Below are 17,923 nucleotides of genomic sequence, written 5' to 3' on the forward strand. Positions count from 1 at the left end.
TTGCGTGGTTTTTTATTTCTTGCAGAATTAGCGAAATTTCTTATGCCCTTCGTCACGGATTTTATCGATGTTTGGCACCACTTGCGCCTGTGCTTGGGCTAAATTTCCCGCTTTAACCAAATCCATCGCTTGATTAATTTCACCTAGTAAATGGTCAAATGTTTGCTGATAATCTTGCATTTGCGGGCTATTGTCTGGCTGTCCAATCAGTTTCATAGGCACATTGGTTTTCGCATCAGTGGCCGCTTGCTGCATTTCAGTTAAAGCAGTGAGTGCAACAGGTGCTTCTTTGGCTTTTTTAAATGCACTATAGTTTTTATATAAATGCCACATATCTTGACCCAAACCTGCTGCAAAACTGCTATTCATCCAAAATGAAGCAACGAATGCGCTGGCCAATGCCCATTTAAATTTCATCGAGAGATTCCTTATTTTCGATTGTTCTTTTTGGATTATGTGGATCAAAACTTAAGCTAAGCTTTAAATCTATTTTTATAAAATAAAAAATCAATCTAGATCATTCTTCGCTAAGTCTAGGTTAAAGACACGTTCGGTTGAGGCAGGATATTGTTGCAACTTATTGGCCGGACGAATGGGGCGTTTAACTAACTCGCCCTCACAATTTGGACAAATAAAATTTAATTGTCGTTCAGCACAATTTTGGCAGAACGTACATTCAAATGAACAAATCAACGCATTCGCGGCATTGGGCGCTAAATCACAATTACAGCATTCACAGTTTGGGCGTAAGGCAAGCATGATGATTTCTTGTCCGCAACATAGTTTTATTCACATCATACAACGAATCACAAGCACGACACGCCAGAATTGTAGTAGATCGCAACAGTCTGCGCAGTTCATGTTAAACTGCTCAAAAAATTGATTTAATTATCCCAATGAGTAAACAGCAAGATTATCTTCCCGGAAAATTTGAATGGTCTTTTTTACTGCCTAAATATTGGACAGCTTGGATCAGCATTGTCTTTTTGATGTGTCTTGCCATTTTACCTTGGGCGCTTCAACGCCGTTTGGCTCATCTACTTGGCAATACATCATGGAAATTGCTGAAATCTCGCCGTAAAACCACACTGCGTAATTTAGAAGTTTGCTTTCCAGAATGGTCACAGCAAGAGCTTGAAGTGAATGCCAAACAAGTTTTTGTCGATATGATGCTAGGTGCATTTGAAACACTCAACGCATGGTATTGTCCAAAATGGTTTCAAGGCCGAGTCAGCATTGAAGGACTTGAACATATCACCCAAGCGCAGGCCGAAGGCAAAGGTGTATTGTTGTTGGGTACGCATAGCACATTACTAGATGCAGGCGGTTATCTTTGTGCGCAATATTTCGAACCTGATGTGGTCTATCGCCCACAAAATAATCCACTGCTCGATTTGCTGATTTATCGTGGTCGCGATACCATTTATAAACATCAAATTGACCATGATGATATGCGTGGCTTAATTCGTAAACTCAAAGATGGCGATGCGATTTGGTATAGTCCCGACCAAGACTTTGGCTTAAAACAAGGTGTCATGGCGCCGTTTTTTGGTGTGCCTGCGGCAACCGTTACCGCGCATCGCCGCCTACTTAAAATTTCAAAAGCGGTTGCGGTGCCGTTATATTTTTATCGTTATGGCGATGAAGCCAATCCACGTTATCGTGTCTTAATTGAACCTGCGCTAGACAATTTCCCATCTGAAGATGAAGTTGCAGATGCAACCCGCGTCAACACCGTTATTGAGCAACAGCTGCGCATTGCCCCGACTCAATATATGTGGTTCCATCGCCGGTTTAAAACCCGTCCTGAGGGTTATGAAAATATCTATTAAAATGAAAATTTCGAAAAAGCTTTTTTGGATCTGCCTTTTTTTCATCCTTGTGTTCGGTGGCGCATTCACCTATAAGTACTTTTTTGTGCAAAAAAAAGAGCACATTACGAGCTTAAATACAGCAGATCATCAAATAAAAGCTGCACCGCAAGCCATTAAAACCACAGCACCTACTCAAAAAACAATCACCACCACAGCCCCACCAACAATTGAAATTACGCCAAATTTATCCACTTGGGTATGGCGCGATTGGATTTCTGAAGATGGTTCATTGTTCTTAACCTTGCGCACTGGTGTTTGGAATCCGAACGGTACATTATTTTATTTAGATCGTCGCGGTGGTGTTTCCTTGGAAGGTTTTCAAAAAGGCTTAAATATTCAATTGAAGTCGTTTGATGCTGAAAAAGGCTTAGAAGCCCCGCCAGAATATAAAATTACAGGCACACTGAATCGAGAGCAAAATACTTTCAACGCCAGCATTATTCATTACCCCGATGAAACTGAACGTCAAATGCTGTTCAAACCAGCCATTGCCACAAGCAAAACACAGCCTGTATTTAAATTAAAATATTACGGCTTTGAAGACCCTGAATGGCACAATAAGAAAATTACGCAAGTGACCATCATTAACCCTAAAAATCAGACCATACAACGTTTAACAGGCTTTGAAGCGCAAGCATATTCGGTTGAATATCTCGACTTAAATTATGATGGTTATTTCGATATATTACTTGATGTAAGCAAACAGGTCGGTAATGGAGAACAACGCTATTTAGCTTTTACTTACAATCCTGAAACCGAAAAATTTGAAAAATACGACTTTATTAACAACACATTGGGGGATCTAACCCGCTATCCTCAAAAGAAGCAATTACATTTAGAGCAAGGTTTGTTTGAAATGCAAAATGGACAGTGGAAGGAAATTCCTTGTTGTTATGCAGATTAAGCGATATTTTACCAATAACTCCTTTTAAAACCGCCCTGCTGATCTTCAGCACGTTTTTTGGGTCATTTTTTAGTAGAACATAGGTTGAAAAGTACACATGAAAGTAATGCAATTATTGCCCGAATTAAATAGTGGCGGCGTAGAACGTGGCACACTTGAAATTGCGCGTGCTCTGGTTGCAGCAGGTCATCAATCTGTGGTGGTGTCGAACGGCGGGCGCTTAGTTCCTGAATTAGAAGCCGAAGGAACACAGCATATTCAACTGCCCATTCATAAAAAATCTTTGCTAAGTTTGTTGCAGGTCGGAGCTTTACGTAAAGCCATTTTGGCCGAACAACCCGATATTTTACATGTCCGTTCGCGTGTTCCAGCGTGGTTGACTCATTTTGCGTTAAAAGGTATTCCTCAACATTTACGCCCACATTTAATTAGCACGGTGCATGGCTTTTATTCGGTCAATCGTTATAGCGCGATTATGACCCAAGCCGAAAAAGTCATTGCTGTATCATCTAGCGTTGTAGATTACATCAGACAACATTATCCCGCTTGCCCACCCGAATCGATTGTGAAAATTTACCGCGGCATCGATCCAAAAGCCTTTCCACACGGTTATCAACCGCCGGCGCAGTGGTTTCATCAAGTCTTTTTAGATTATCCTGAACTTGAGAATAAATTTATTTTGTGTCTGCCGGGTCGTATTACTCGGCTAAAAGGACACGAAACTTTAATTGCACTCATGCAACAACTCAAACACTATCCGCAACTACATGCCGTGGTGGTGGGTGGGGCTGACCCAAAAAAACAGGCCTATTTAGATGAACTTGAACAAAATATTCAACAACAGCAATTAGCTGAACGCATCACTTTCGTTGGACATCGTTCAGATATTCGTGAATGGTTGGCTTTTAGCGATGTCGTACTGTCATTATCTAATCAAGCTGAAACTTTTGGCAGAACCGCGCTTGAAGCGTTATCAGTTGGCACACCTGTCATTGGTTGGAATCGTGGTGGGGTTGCCGAAATTTTATCGGCAATTTACCCACAAGGTTTAATTGAAGTCGACCATTCGCAACAACTTATAGAGACTGTTAAGCAACATATCGAACAACCACAGCATGTTAAAGCCGTCACACAATTTAGTTTAGAAAATATGTGTCAACGAACTTTAGCGTTGTATCAGTCAATCATCGATGAACCAAAGCGGACAACGATAGCTTAATGATAGACTTATCACTTTTGTATGTATCGAAAACAAGATATTTGATTCAAGTTTTTTAACGATTTCAGCATTGTAGTGCTTGCAGTTCAGACTACTTTTGCTACACTCGATATCCCTTTATTTTTTATCACAACACCGAGGCACAATGACATGAAAGTAGGTCTGGTCGGTTGGCGTGGGATGGTTGGTTCTGTCCTGATGCAACGTATGGTTGAAGAGAATGATTTTGCTCACTTTGAACCGTTCTATTTCTCTACCAGTAACGCAGGTGGTGAAGCGCCTGCATTTGGTGGAAAGACTGCCCCAGCACTTATGGATGCAACAGACATTAACAGTCTGAAGCAAATGGATGTCATTATTACCTGCCAAGGCGGTGATTATACCTCTGAGGTATTCCCAAAGCTCAAAGCTGAAAATTGGAATGGTTATTGGATTGATGCAGCATCGACTTTACGTATGGACGATGAAGCAATTATTGTACTTGATCCTGTTAACTTAAATGTCATTAAAGATGGTTTAGTCAACGGGACTAAAACCTTCGTTGGCGGCAACTGTACGGTTTCTTTAATGCTTATGGGCTTAGGTTCACTGTTCCAAAATAATTTGGTGGAATGGGCAACTTCTATGACCTACCAAGCCGCATCAGGTGCTGGCGCGCAAAATATGCGTGAATTGATTACTGGTATGGGGTATTTGTATAACAATACCAAAACCTTATTAGATGATCCAAAATCTGCCATTTTAGATATTGACCGTCAAATTGCAGACTTGCAACGCGGTGAAGGTTTCCCTTCTGCCAACTTTGGTGTGCCATTGGCAGGTTCTTTAATTCCATATATCGATAAACAGCTTGAAAGCGGTCAATCGAAAGAAGAATGGAAAGGCCAAGTTGAAACCAACAAAATTTTAGGCAATGCCCAAATTGTCCCAATTGATGGTCACTGTGTGCGCATTGGTGCCATGCGTTGTCACTCACAAGCAATTACGCTAAAGCTGAAAAAAGATGTGCCTTTAGACGAAATTGAAAGCATGATTGCAGCGTCAAGCCAATGGGCGAAAGTTGTGCCAAATACACGTGAAGCATCTATGACCGATTTAACGCCTGTGGCGGTAACAGGGACTTTAACCGTGCCTGTTGGACGCTTACGTAAGCTTAATATGGGCAAAGAGTACCTCGGTGCATTCACCGTAGGTGACCAATTGCTTTGGGGTGCAGCAGAACCGCTACGTCGTATGCTTCGTATTCTTATTGAATACAAAAATGCTTAATTATAACGTTATTACCAACCTGCCTCTCTGCGTTTGTTAATAACAAAATTAAAAAAGCAAGCTGAAAAATGTCAAAATAAAGCCGATCAATAATGATTGGCTTTATTTTTCCTTTTAAATTTTACAATACATGCACATATCGCTACATTATAATAAACACTGTCAGCGGCATGCCTTCATAAATAACATGATCAAATACAATAAGCTTTCTTGCTTTATTCTATTCAGCTTAGCGTCTCAATTTGGACACAGCTTAAGTTTTGATAGTGCTAATATTCAATCAACTCAGGGGCAACTGCTGTATGCAGAAATTCCTTATCGGAATGCCAATGGTAGTCAGCCTGTTCAAGTCAGTTTTGCATCCACTGATGACCTTAGCAATTTAGGTACAACAACAGCACCTGACGATAATTTAAATATTTTTGTGCGTCCAACCAGTGCCAGTACAGGTGTCATTGTCATTACTTCTAATCGCCCAATGACTAATGATCAAATCAATGTTGCCGTAAAAGTACAAGATGCGGATGGTACGTATATCCAACAGGTAAATAAAAACTTTTCATCTCTCAATATTAAAGCGATGCTGCCTACTGCACGCTCCGACCAACCGCTCATTCCACAATTGGTCACAGAAAAAGAAATTGCCCTAAACTTGCCAACCAGTACACGCTATAACCAAGCTGAAAGCGTACAAACCGCCACAAATGCAGATCAAGCTCTTGCGATACAAACAACATCGTTACCAAAGCCACAGGCATCGCAACCAATAAGCACAAATTCAACCAGCGTTTCCCCTCATACGGTTCAGGCTGTAGCAACAACACCGTCAAATCAAGCTCTAGCACAAAAGACTAAAAACGACTCGCCCGACCCAGCAGCTGCGAAAAAAACACAAAAAAAACCAGCAGCTTCAACAGAGAAACACTACACGGTAAAACACCAAGATTCTCTTTGGACAATTGCATCGAGGATTTCTGCTCAAACACATCAACCCATTCCTGTGGTCATGAAACAAATTCAAGCGCTCAATGAACATGCTTTTGTCTCAGGCAATATCAATCGAATCAAGCAAGGAACGCAGCTTAATTTAGATCTGCAACATACACCAGCGCCAACTAAAATTGCTCATCCAACCACACAAGCAGTCAATACCAAATACCGTCTCGATCAAGCACAAATGAGTTTAATCACCAATCAACCTGATCAACTCAGCAATCAATCGGCTGCGCAACAAGCACATCAACGTGCAGCCTTAGAACGTTCAATTGAGCATTTGAGTCTGACCCGACAAAAAACTTTAACCTTACAAAAACAAGTTTCACAACTCGACTTTGCTTTACAGCAAAAAGATCATAAACTCCAATTATTAAATGCACGTTTGGCACAGTTACAGCAACAGCTACAACAACGCCAAATGGCAAAAAAGCTACAACATCACTAAAGAGTCAGTCGCCTGAATGGCGAATACTCGATGCAAGGATAACAAAATGTTGATCTACATTATTCCATTTGTGCTTTTACTTGTGGTCGCAATTGTGCTGAAAAAACGTGAGTCAACTCAGCAACAGAACGAAAGCAAGAAACCACAAACTTTAAAGGGGAAAAAGAAAGCGAAGTCTGCCAAGGGGAGCAGCGCTTCGACTTCAAACGCAGTGAAAACAGCGGCAGCAGAAACACCTGTAACCGCTGAAGCTAGCCCAACCGCACCTGCGGAGATTAGTCCTGAGTTTCGTAGCCAAATTGAAGGCCTCATTCAGACACAAAATTTTGGAACAGCTGAGGCACTGATTAATCAGCAACTTAATCAAAATAAAGATCAATATGAGCTTTATTTCTTACTTGCTAATGTGCATATTGCCCAACAAGATACATTCGCTCTTGATCAATTACGTTCGCATCTACGAGCACTACAATTATCAGATGTTGTTCAATATATTGAAGACACCTTAAAAAAGGACAAAGACACACGAGATACAATTCAATATAAGCCTGCTCAATTATCGAATACTGCTGATTTTGAAAATAAAAGTTCTACTCAAGTAACACCAACAACTCCAGACTTAGTAAGTTTTGATGCTTTAAAACAAGATTCCTCGTCAACTGCACAAAGTTCAGAAGCTTTTGTTACGAATGAAGTAGATACAAATCTAGACCTCACATCTGAGGCTATTAAAGACACGACTACACTACCAACACTTAATTTCAGCCTTGAAACACCAAGTATTGAAACTAAAGGGCCATCATCAACCTCACCCACTAATGTGACAGCAACTGTTTTAGATTTTGATTTTGCAGATTCAAACATTCAAATTGAGCCTACAGCAAAAGAAACCAAAACAGCACAAGTTTCAGAAGATCTTGCTTCAAATCTGATGGAGTTTAACTTTCAATTAGAACCATCAGCCACAGAAACCAAAAGTGATGTACTTGTTTCTACACCAGAGCCTGAGCCTGCGTTATCGACCTTTAAACTTGAGCCATCAAGCAAAGAAATCATCATTGAACAAAGTGTAGAAGATTCCTTGACTGCACCATTTGCAGAGTTCAAATTTGAATTCGAAACGGCAGAAACCATTGCTCAAACGCAAGTTGATGTTGTTACTGAAGAAAAAGAAACAAAAGTTGAAGCACCCGCTTTAGATTTTGCGTTTGAACCTTTAGGTGAGCCAATTGTCACTGCTGTAACAGAAGTGCCTGCTGTGGAATTTGAAGCAACAGTGCCTACAGTTGAAGATGAAGTTGTGACAACAACACCTATTTTGGTGGAAAATATTGCAGCACATATTGATCCAATTTTACAACAGTTCCCTGAACTTGCAGCAATGAAGAGCACTGAACTTGATTTACGTTTGGCCGAGCAATATATCAAATTGGGTGCAACGGATGCTGCACGTGATTTATTAGCTGCCCAACCGCATTTTGATGCAGATGAGGCAGAACAAGCAAAAAATTTGCTAAATCAAATAGCTTCTTAATTCACTTCGTTCTACCATAAGCAGTCAAGTTTTGGCTGCTTTTTTATTTATGAAAACTATTGCTTTAATTTATATGGGTGGGACGTTTGGCTGTGTTGGCGAACCGTTAAGCCCAATGCCTGATCAAACCTTTTTACCACGTCTGCAAGCCACTTTGCCTGCAAATATCCAAACACAATGTTTTGCCGCACCTGTGATTAAAGACAGTAGTGCTTATACAGCAGCAGACTGGTTAGCACTGGTTCAATTTATTCAAAGCTTACAGTCACAATTTGAACATTTTGTGGTGATCCACGGTACCGACACTTTAAGCTATGCCAGCGCAGTTTTAGCACGTTTCTTAGGCACAAGTTGCAAGGTGATTTTAACCGGTAGCCAATTTCCATTGCTTAACACTGAAGCAACTGCTGTACGTTCTGAAACGGATGCCAAAGATAATTTAGACTTTGCACTTGAACAAGTCACTCAAGTGGCTTCGGGGGTCTATTTAGCTTTTCATCAGCAATTATTGCATGGACGTAGCGGATTAAAGGCACATACAACGCATTTAAATGCTTTCCAAGGCATCCCTGCAACAACTGAAATTATCCGTAGCGAAACAGCAACATTGGTTCAAAGCCAACATATTGAAAAAGCAAAAACATTAAATATTCTTAATTTAATGATGCAACCCATTACATTTGATGCACTTCAACAGAATCTGCAACTGATCTTAAAACAACCTCCACACTTTTTAGTGTTACAAGGTTTTGGCACAGGTAACCTAGTCACCAATCCTGAGATTGTGGCATTAATTAAACAATTGACTACACAAGGCTGCGTCCCTGTTTTAACCACTCAAGTGTCATTTGGTGGTATTGACCAACGTTATGCCGTGAGTGCTTGGGTGAAAGATGCCCGAATGATTGTGACCGACACGCTTGGCCATGCCGACCTATATGCCAAAGCCTTACAGCTCTACTTAAATTATGACCATGCTGAGGACTGGTTCAGTCATTGGCACGACTTAACGGTTTAAGGACAATTTATGCAACGATATGCAATTGGAATTGAATTTTGCGGTACTCGTTTTAAAGGTTGGCAAACCCAACAAGCAGGTGTTCGTAGCATTCAAGAAACCTTAGAAACGGTACTGAGTAAAATTGCGGACGAACCGATTATTGTACATGGTGCAGGACGAACCGATGCAGGGGTACATGCCACCAACATGGTTGCGCATTTTGAGACCAATGCTATTCGCCCTGAACGTGGTTGGCTGATGGGTGCAAATAGCCAATTGACTAAAGATATTGCACTGACATGGATTCAACCTGTAGGGCAAGATTTTCATGCTCGCTTTAAAGCCATTGCACGGCGTTATCGCTATGTGATTTACCATGCACCTATGCGCCCTGCTTTGCTATATAAGCAAGTAACACATGCGTATTATCCACTTGATATTGCCAAGATGATGCAAGCCGCGCAAAAGTTTGAAGGCACACATAACTTTGAAAGCTTCCGCGCAGCAGCATGCCAATCAAATCAACCTGTACGACATGTCAAACATTGCCGTTTAACTCAGCATGGCCCATTTTTAATTTTAGACATTCAAGCCGATGGTTTTTTACACCACATGGTACGCAACATTGTCGGCTGTTTGCTTGAGATTGGACAAGGACAATATGAGGTTGATCATATTGATAGCATTTTTGCTGCCCAAAATCGTAAGGCGGCAGGAATCACTGCCCCTGCCGATGGCTTGTATTTTATCCAAGCGTATTATCCTGAAGAGCTGCAAAACCAACTACCAAAAATCACACTAGGGCCGCAATGGCTAAATTGGCCTGAATAAGTACCTAACGTGATTGTTTACGTTTCCGATATTCTACGGGTGTTTGATTGGTCCACCGCTTAAACGCCCGATAGAAGGTACTCGGTTCAGAAAAACCAGTTAAATACACAATACGCTCAATACTTTCATGGGTATTGGATAATAATTTTTTTGCAAGCCGACAACGATAATCCGACAAAATATGTTGAAAGCTAGTGTGAGCATCACTTAGCTGCGAACGCAACCGTCGCGGAGTTAAACCTAATTGTAGAGCAACGGTTTCAAGCGTGGTTTCGCCTTGTTCTAAGGTTGCGCCTATCGCACGGCGTACATCACCAATTAAGTCATAACGCTCTAATTCTTGTAATTTTTCTAATGCCAATTGCTCATGCAATTGCAACAAGTCTGGGTCAGCTTGCCAAAGTGGATGATTTAAGATTTCAGCGTCAAAATATAAACGTGTTTCTTTTTGTCCTAAACTGACAGGACATTCATAGACACGCAAATATTCATCAATAGGTGCACCTTGACTAAAATCAAAATCGATAAAAATGGGTTGAAACGCACCTTCGGTTAAAAATTTAAAAAATCGTAAAATCCCCGAAACTGCACATTCTGAAAATTGGCGATTCACCACGCTATTGGCATTTTTTTGAATACCATTGCTTAAATAACACCGCCCTTCTTCAATCACCAATTTGGCATGAAATGCATCACTAATTAAGCGCTGATACGCCAAGGCACGCTTTAAACCATCACCAAAATTTTCACTACTCAAAAATAAATGTTCAATCACTTGCCCACGGTATAAGGGCAAGTGCTCTCCTAAATGCAAACCAATGTCCGGGTCTTGGCTGACTTCTGCTGCTGCTTGCCAAAAGGCATGCTGTGCGCTTATAGGCGTTCTTTGATTATTTTCAAGTTGATTGAGTGCTACACCTGCTTTGGTTAGAATTTTTTCGGGTGATAAACCCGCACGGCGCATCGCTTGATAGCCGAATCGTAACACCACTGAAGCATCGGTTAGCTGACCCACAAATTATTCATCCTTGTATGTTATTCATTTTGACTTAAAAATCTATTTTTAGATTAACCATGATTGACCAAACTGACAACGCCGATTCAGTAATTTTTGTGATAAAAGTTTAAGCGGCAGTTTTATTTTATGATGTTTAGCACACGACAACACCTCGTACTGACTTGTTTTTTCCAAGCTTTTGTATATAATTTGCACCTTCTCATTTTTATTCATTTAGGTAGGCTATGGCCAATAAAGAGGAACTGATAGAGTTCGAAGGCGTTGTCACCGAGACGCTTCCTAATACTATGTTTCGCGTACGTTTAGAAAACGGACACGAAGTGATTGCGCATATTTCAGGCAAAATGCGTAAACACTATATCCGTATTTTAACGGGCGATAATGTAAAGGTTGAAATGACCCCTTACGATTTAAGCAAAGGTCGTATTACTTACCGTGCACGTTAAGTATTAGAAGCAAAAAAAGCCACATCAGAATGTGGCTTTTTTTATGGCTTTTAATACATCAATTCAGTGCTGATGTTTTGCATCCGATGGTTTTACATTCACGTAAGCGTTCTTGTAGCCAATGGTTACGCTCTTGGGTTCGATGCAGATTACATTCCACATAAACCGTTTTTTCACCTTCATCAGAGCATTGCGAATCACGGGCTTTAATCCAAGCCACTTGCGAACGTTTTAAAATGGTTTTTTGCTGCGTATTGAGTTTACTGCGTAACAATTGATAATTTTTATTTAAATCTGCATCAGCACTCGCATAAATCTTATCGCTGCAATAAACGCTATCATATACATTGCGTGTTTTATCACAATTATCCGCCATTGCCCAAGATGACATCGCCGTAAGACAGCTCGCAATTAGTACTTTTTTCATTATTTTTTCTCTATAAAAAATCACACATCCACGGTAAGCGAATGTGTGATCAATGTCAATTTTTAATCAAATGGTCAAGTTAACTGGCTTGTAATGCACGCACAACAGCCGCACCCATTTCGCTTGTACCAACTTTGTTCATGCCATCCGACATAATATCGGCAGTACGTAATCCTTGGTCTAAAACACGGCCTACGGCATCTTCAATGGCTTTGGCAGCGACTTCTTCACGGAAGGTATAACGTAGCATCATTGCCACCGATAAAATAGTTGCTAATGGATTTGCCACATTCTGCCCTGCAATATCAGGTGCTGAACCATGGCACGGCTCATACATGCCTTTACCGTTTTCATCTAGCGATGCCGATGGCAACATCCCAATCGAACCTGTCAGCATTGCGGCTTCGTCCGATAAAATATCGCCAAACAAATTCCCCGTTACAATCACATCAAACTGTTTTGGCGCACGTACCAATTGCATCGCGGCATTGTCTACATACATATGCGATAAATTGATATTTGGATATTCGGCAGCTTTTAAATCGGTTACTGTTTGCTTCCAAAGCTCAGTCACTTCTAATACATTGGCTTTATCGACAGAACAGACTTTTCCACCACGTAAACTTGCCATTTCAAATGCAACTTTGGCAATACGCTTAATTTCAGACTCTGAGTAAACGTCGGTGTTGTAACCTTGCTTTTCGCCATTTTCAAGTTCGCGAATACCACGCGGTTGACCAAAATAAATGCCACCCGTCAGTTCACGTACAATCAAAATATCTAAGCCTGCAACCACTTCTGCTTTTAAACTTGAGGCATCGGCTAGTTGTGGATATAAAATTGCAGGGCGCAAATTTGCAAACAAACTTAATTCACTACGGATTTTTAATAGACCACGTTCAGGACGAATCGAACGTTCAATCGCATCCCATTTTGGCCCGCCAACCGCGCCTAATAAAATTGCATCGGCTTGTTTGGCTTGATTTGATGTCACTTCAGGATAAGGCGAACCATGCGCATCAATTGCAGCACCACCAAGTAACCCATGTTCCCATGTCAACCCAAGTTGGTACTGATTGTTCACCGCAGTTAAAACAGTTTCGGCTGCGTTGATAATTTCAGGGCCAATTCCATCACCGGCCAAAATTAAAATTTGCTTTGACATTATTTGTTCCATCAACATTTTCAAGTATTAAATTTCAGTGCAACTGCCATTAAATGCGTTGTTCTACAAATTCGCCCAAACCAGTTAAGACATTATATGGTTTACAAAACCGTCGTACCGCACGTTGATCTTCTAACAAGACCACACAAAGTGGATCGGGTACAGACACATTCAATAAGCTGCCCGAAGCGCTTCTATTACGGTTACGATACATGCTAAAGGTATAGTTATGATTCGCTTTAAAGTTATGAATCACAATAATTTTTTCAGCACGATCTTTTGAAATAGGATAAAATCGAATCGCCACTTCATGTTGCTGATCTGGTACTGTTAAGTACAACGCATTGGCATAGCCTATGGTTTTGGTATTTAAACGCACATAACCTTTTTTAATGGCTTCGTGACTCACCAAATGCGTGCTATCGTCCACAATTGGCGTATTTCCAAAACGCTCAAACTCACAGTCATGGGTACCATTACAATAAATTTTAACACTCGCTGCTTTTTGCTCAGGTGAAATATATTTAATTGCAATCGTATCAACGGCTTGCTGTGTATGTTGACATGCGCTTAATAAGACTACGCACATGCCCAATAAAACATTTCGAATGCTTTTGTTCTGCATATCTATCGCCCAACAATGCCCCATCAGATTCAATTGATGATTCAATAAACCGCCATGTTAGCAAGTGTTGAGCGATCACGCCATGTTCTACTGCAATTCTAAAGCATCCACTTAAAGTGCATTAAACACCCATGAACGGCTCTTTTGGCTCTTTTTCTCGTATTCACGAATTAAATCAGCATCTTGCAAAGTTAAGCCAATATCATCTAAACCATTTAACAAGCAATGCTTACGAAATGGATCGACCTCAAACTTAAAAACACTGCCCGCAGGTGTACGCACTTCTTGTGCAGCTAAATCTACCGTTAACTGATAGCCTTCTTCTGCAACACATTCTTTAAATAATTGATCAACTTCAACTTCAGTTAAAATTACAGGCAACATGCCATTTTTAAATGAGTTATTAAAGAAAATATCGGCATAACTTGGTGCAATCACGGTGCGAAAGCCATATTCATTCAATGCCCAAGGCGCATGCTCACGGCTCGAGCCACAACCAAAATTGGCACGCGCCAATAAAATGCTTGAGCCTTGATAACGCGGTTGATTCAATACGAATTCTGGATTTTTTGGGCGTTTAGTAATGTCTTGTCCCAAATAACCTTCATCTAAATAACGTAATTCATCAAATAAGTTATCACCAAAACCTGTGCGTTTAATCGACTTTAAAAATTGTTTTGGAATAATTAAGTCAGTGTCGACATTGGCACGATCTAAAGGTGCAACAATACCGTGTTCAACTGTATATTTTTTCATGCTTTTTATCCCTTAGAATGAACGTACATCAACAAAATGACCAGCAATTGCAGCCGCTGCTGCCATTGCTGGACTGACCAAATGGGTTCGTCCGCCGTTCCCTTGGCGACCTTCAAAGTTACGGTTTGAAGTCGAAGCACAATGCTCGCCCGGTTGTAATTTATCTGCGTTCATAGCCAAACACATCGAACAACCCGGTTCACGCCACTCAAAACCAGCAGCCAAAAATACTTGATCTAAACCTTCTTGTTCAGCTTGTTGTTTCACTAAGCCTGAGCCCGGCACAATCATGGCTTGCTTAATGGTATTGGCAACTTTACGCCCTTTAATCACTTCGGCAGCAGCACGAATATCTTCAATACGTGAGTTGGTACATGAACCAATAAAGACACGGTCAATTTGAATGTCTGCCAAGGCTTGACCGGCGTGTAACCCCATATATTGATAGGCACGTGTCCAATCGTTACGCTGCACTTCATCTTTAGCTTGTTCTAAGGTAGGTACAGCTTGCGATACGGGAATCACCATTTCAGGCGAGGTTCCCCACGACACTTGCGGCTCAATCTCTTCACCCTTTAACACCACAACCGTATCGAAATGTGCATCGACATCTGAATGCAACGTATTCCAATATTCTACCGCAGCATCCCATTGTTCGCCTTTTGGTGCATACGGACGGTTTTTAACATAGTCAATTGTGGTGTTATCTACCGCGACCATGCCAACACGTGCGCCTGCTTCAATGGCCATATTACACACGGTCATACGCCCTTCAATCGACATATCACGGAAGACTTGACCACCAAACTCAATTGCATGTCCCGTACCGCCAGCCGTACCAATTTGACCAATAATCGCTAAAACCACATCTTTAGATGTTACGCCTTGACCCAAAACGCCATCAACCCGCACCAACATATTCTTCATTTTCTTTTGAACCAAGCATTGGGTTGCCAATACATGCTCAACTTCTGATGTACCAATACCATGTGCTAAGCAACCAAATGCGCCATGCGTTGCAGTATGTGAATCACCGCACACCACCGTCATGCCCGGCAAAGTCAAACCTTGTTCAGGCCCAACCACATGTGCAATCCCTTGGCGAATATCATTGATGTCGAACTGCACCACATTAAAGGTTTTACAGTTGTCATCTAAGGTTTGTACTTGAATGCGTGAGGTAGCATCTTCAATGCCTGAAATCCCTTGTTCACGCTCTTGTTTAGAGGTTGGCACATTATGGTCAGGTGTTGCCACATTGGCACTTAAACGCCAAGGTTGACGCCCCGCAAGCTGCAAGCCTTCAAAGGCTTGTGGACTAGTCACTTCATGCAATAAATGGCGGTCGATATAAATCAAACTCGAACCATCATCACGTTGTTTTACCAAGTGATCGTCCCACAATTTGTCATATAAAGTCTTGCCTGCCATGTCGTCGCTCTCCATCGTGCTTGCCATTGGACTGGGTATTTTTGTCATTAAAATGATTATAACGCGCTTTAAACATAAAACTAATTTATCATTTTTATGAATTAAAAAACTTATAGGAATGAATTAAATTCCGTCTTCTCATCATTTTATACTGATGACCTTAACACATTATATGCTTTAAACCGCAAGTGATTGTCGAGCAAAAAATACATAGCTCTCACCCCAAACCCTCTTAGTTGATCAAAGCAATTCACAATCAAATACATCATTCACTTTGATTAATATTTAAAATTTATTAATAATACAAAATCAATAAAATTTGGTTATCGGTGCTGTTCAATGAATCTTGCTGCTTTTGATGCATTTATTAAAGTAATGGAAACAGGTTCAATTTCTTTGGCCGCCGATCAACTATTTATTACCCAACCTGCGGTTACCAAGCGGATTCACAGTTTAGAAGAATACTTTGGTACAACTTTATTTGAGTCGGCAGGACGTGGCATTCAACCCACCCACAGCGCACATTTGTTATTGCCCAAAATTAAAATGTGGATGAATGAACTAGGCGACATGCACCACACCTTAAGTCACCAACAACAAAAAGTACAAGGACGACTTAAAATTGGGACGAGTCACCACTTAGGTTTGCACTATTTACCGCACTATTTAAAACAGTATGTGCAAAATTATCCCGATGTGACCTTAGATGTGCATTTTGTTGATTCAGAACAAGCCCATGAACAAGTACTTGCGGGCGACTTAGAGTTTGCATTTTTGACTTTACCACCGATAGGTGATGAACGACTTCAATATCAGCAAATCTGGATTGATCCTTTAGTGTTTGTGGTTGCGCCCTTTCATCCATTGGCGCAGCAACCACAGTTACAATTGCAAGATTTAATGGCCTATCCTAGTCTATTGCCTGCTGCTAAAACCTATACCAGTCAAATCACCCTTGCGGCTTTTGAAAAACAGGGGCTTAAACCCAAAATCACCATGAGTAATAATCCTTTAGAATCCATTCGGATGTTGGTATCTATTGGCTTAGGTTGGTCGGTTTTACCTAAAACTTTGGTCAATCAAGACTTAGTGGTGTTGAACTTAGATTTACAATTACAACGCGAATTAGGCATGGTGTGGCATCCTGCACGCACGCAATCCCGTGCTATGCAAGCTTTAATTGATTTAATGATGCCATCAACTTGATGGCATTAGCAGTTTAAATTGACCAATCTTGAATTGCCCAATCCTGTTGTTTGGCTAATTCAGCTAAGCGCTCATCAGGATTCACAGCAATGGCATGGTCGGCATATTCCAATAAAAAGCGATCATTAATCGAATCTGAATAAGCCCAAGATTCAGCAACCGCACGACCCGCTAACCATTCATTTAAACGGACTAATTTACCTTGTTGATAACACGGTAAACCTGCTACTTTACCTGTGTAATGCCCATCCTTCATTTCAGCACGAGTCGCAATCACGTCATCAATACCAAAAGCTTTAAAAATTGGGGCAGTGATAAAATCGCTGGTTGCGGTAATTCCCACCAATTGATGACCTAACGCTTTGTGCTGTTCAATCGCTTTGAATCCTTCGGGGCGCATTTGCGGACGAATCACTTTTTGCATAAATAAATCATGCAATTGTTGTAAACGCTCATTTGAATTTTGAGTTAAGAATTCAAAAACAAATTCATTATATGCAATTGGATTTAATTGCCCTGCTTTATAATCTTCATAAAATTGATCATTGATTTGGCGATGACGTAACGCATCAACCAAGCCTTCATTGACTAAAAATTCACCCCAAGAATGGTCTGAGTCGGTATTTAACAAGGTGTGATCAAGATCAAATAAAGCCAATTTCATGAAAATTCTCGTTCAAACTGAAAATAAAGAAAAAAAATGTAAATCTATTCCCGCTAACGGCAAGAAATTCGTTAAGATCATAGCAATTTTTACCAATATTCTTCGCGCTTTTT

The 17,923-nt window shown here is 40.8% G+C and carries 19 protein-coding genes; 10 read left to right on the plus strand and 9 right to left on the minus strand.

What is annotated here, in order from left to right:
* Window positions 1-27: 27 nt before the first annotated feature.
* Both FXN70_RS05345 and FXN70_RS05350 read right to left on the minus strand, forming a co-directional pair.
* The gene (locus FXN70_RS05345; RefSeq protein WP_324646440.1) at window positions 28-417 is read right to left on the minus strand and encodes a cytochrome b562; all 390 of its coding nucleotides are present in this window, start codon (window positions 415-417) and stop codon (window positions 28-30) included.
* 90 nt (window positions 418-507) lie between these two features.
* Window positions 508-759, minus strand: a complete 252-nt coding sequence (locus FXN70_RS05350) for a DUF1272 domain-containing protein (protein ID WP_324646441.1) — start codon at window positions 757-759, stop codon at window positions 508-510.
* A 137-nt stretch (window positions 760-896) separates the two neighbouring features.
* On the opposite strand from FXN70_RS05350, the gene FXN70_RS05355 reads away from it, so the two are divergent.
* The 8 genes from FXN70_RS05355 to truA all read left to right on the plus strand — a co-directional run bounded on the left by FXN70_RS05355 (window position 897) and on the right by truA (window position 10,072).
* Entirely contained in the window at window positions 897-1,832 is a 936-nt protein-coding gene (locus FXN70_RS05355) for a lauroyl acyltransferase (protein WP_324646442.1), read from the plus strand.
* 85 nt (window positions 1,833-1,917) lie between these two features.
* Window positions 1,918-2,778, plus strand: coding sequence for a hypothetical protein (locus FXN70_RS05360; RefSeq protein ID WP_324646443.1), 861 nt, complete (start codon window positions 1,918-1,920; stop codon window positions 2,776-2,778).
* Window positions 2,779-2,875: 97 nt separating this feature from the next.
* Window positions 2,876-3,997, plus strand: coding sequence for a glycosyltransferase family 4 protein (locus FXN70_RS05365; protein WP_324646444.1), 1,122 nt, complete (start codon window positions 2,876-2,878; stop codon window positions 3,995-3,997).
* Between the two features lie 150 nt (window positions 3,998-4,147).
* Window positions 4,148-5,266 carry an aspartate-semialdehyde dehydrogenase gene (asd, locus tag FXN70_RS05370; RefSeq protein ID WP_324646445.1) on the plus strand — a complete coding sequence of 373 codons (1,119 nt, stop codon included), beginning with the start codon at window positions 4,148-4,150 and terminating at the stop codon, window positions 5,264-5,266.
* Window positions 5,267-5,453: 187 nt separating this feature from the next.
* Window positions 5,454-6,707 carry a hypothetical protein gene (locus tag FXN70_RS05375; RefSeq protein ID WP_324646446.1) on the plus strand — a complete coding sequence of 418 codons (1,254 nt, stop codon included), beginning with the start codon at window positions 5,454-5,456 and terminating at the stop codon, window positions 6,705-6,707.
* 46 nt (window positions 6,708-6,753) lie between these two features.
* Complete coding sequence (locus tag FXN70_RS05380) at window positions 6,754-8,241, plus strand: hypothetical protein (RefSeq protein WP_324646447.1); 1,488 nt, start codon at window positions 6,754-6,756, stop codon at window positions 8,239-8,241.
* Window positions 8,242-8,290: 49 nt separating this feature from the next.
* Window positions 8,291-9,259: an asparaginase gene (locus FXN70_RS05385; protein ID WP_324646448.1), complete on the plus strand. Its 969-nt coding sequence runs from the start codon at window positions 8,291-8,293 to the stop codon at window positions 9,257-9,259.
* A gap of 9 nt (window positions 9,260-9,268) precedes the next feature.
* The gene (gene truA / locus FXN70_RS05390; protein WP_324646449.1) at window positions 9,269-10,072 is read left to right on the plus strand and encodes a tRNA pseudouridine(38-40) synthase TruA; all 804 of its coding nucleotides are present in this window, start codon (window positions 9,269-9,271) and stop codon (window positions 10,070-10,072) included.
* A gap of 4 nt (window positions 10,073-10,076) precedes the next feature.
* Here the strand turns inward: truA and FXN70_RS05395 are convergent, their stop codons facing one another.
* Window positions 10,077-11,087, minus strand: coding sequence for an AraC family transcriptional regulator (locus tag FXN70_RS05395; RefSeq protein ID WP_324646450.1), 1,011 nt, complete (start codon window positions 11,085-11,087; stop codon window positions 10,077-10,079).
* A 227-nt stretch (window positions 11,088-11,314) separates the two neighbouring features.
* Here FXN70_RS05395 and infA point away from each other — a divergent pair, with 227 nt between their 5' ends.
* Window positions 11,315-11,536, plus strand: coding sequence for a translation initiation factor IF-1 (gene infA / locus FXN70_RS05400; protein WP_004920223.1), 222 nt, complete (start codon window positions 11,315-11,317; stop codon window positions 11,534-11,536).
* 58 nt (window positions 11,537-11,594) lie between these two features.
* On the opposite strand, the gene FXN70_RS05405 is transcribed toward infA, so the two are convergent.
* The 5 genes from FXN70_RS05405 to leuC form a co-directional block, all read right to left on the minus strand.
* Window positions 11,595-11,963 carry a lysozyme inhibitor LprI family protein gene (locus FXN70_RS05405; RefSeq protein WP_324646451.1) on the minus strand — a complete coding sequence of 123 codons (369 nt, stop codon included), beginning with the start codon at window positions 11,961-11,963 and terminating at the stop codon, window positions 11,595-11,597.
* A gap of 79 nt (window positions 11,964-12,042) precedes the next feature.
* Complete coding sequence (gene leuB, locus FXN70_RS05410) at window positions 12,043-13,128, minus strand: 3-isopropylmalate dehydrogenase (RefSeq protein WP_324646452.1); 1,086 nt, start codon at window positions 13,126-13,128, stop codon at window positions 12,043-12,045.
* A gap of 49 nt (window positions 13,129-13,177) precedes the next feature.
* Window positions 13,178-13,753, minus strand: coding sequence for a hypothetical protein (locus tag FXN70_RS05415; protein ID WP_324646453.1), 576 nt, complete (start codon window positions 13,751-13,753; stop codon window positions 13,178-13,180).
* Between the two features lie 111 nt (window positions 13,754-13,864).
* Window positions 13,865-14,509: a 3-isopropylmalate dehydratase small subunit gene (gene leuD, locus FXN70_RS05420; RefSeq protein WP_324646454.1), complete on the minus strand. Its 645-nt coding sequence runs from the start codon at window positions 14,507-14,509 to the stop codon at window positions 13,865-13,867.
* Between the two features lie 12 nt (window positions 14,510-14,521).
* Window positions 14,522-15,940: a 3-isopropylmalate dehydratase large subunit gene (leuC, locus tag FXN70_RS05425; protein ID WP_324646455.1), complete on the minus strand. Its 1,419-nt coding sequence runs from the start codon at window positions 15,938-15,940 to the stop codon at window positions 14,522-14,524.
* A gap of 339 nt (window positions 15,941-16,279) precedes the next feature.
* Here leuC and FXN70_RS05430 point away from each other — a divergent pair, with 339 nt between their 5' ends.
* Window positions 16,280-17,146, plus strand: a complete 867-nt coding sequence (locus tag FXN70_RS05430; protein ID WP_324646456.1) for a LysR family transcriptional regulator — start codon at window positions 16,280-16,282, stop codon at window positions 17,144-17,146.
* Between the two features lie 13 nt (window positions 17,147-17,159).
* On the opposite strand, the gene FXN70_RS05435 is transcribed toward FXN70_RS05430, so the two are convergent.
* Window positions 17,160-17,810 (minus strand): HAD family hydrolase, encoded by a 651-nt coding sequence (locus tag FXN70_RS05435; RefSeq protein WP_324646457.1) that lies wholly within the window; start codon window positions 17,808-17,810, stop codon window positions 17,160-17,162.
* Window positions 17,811-17,923 lie beyond the last annotated feature (113 nt).

Source organism: Acinetobacter sp. MD2, from assembly GCF_035615575.1.
Classification (GTDB): domain Bacteria; phylum Pseudomonadota; class Gammaproteobacteria; order Pseudomonadales; family Moraxellaceae; genus Acinetobacter.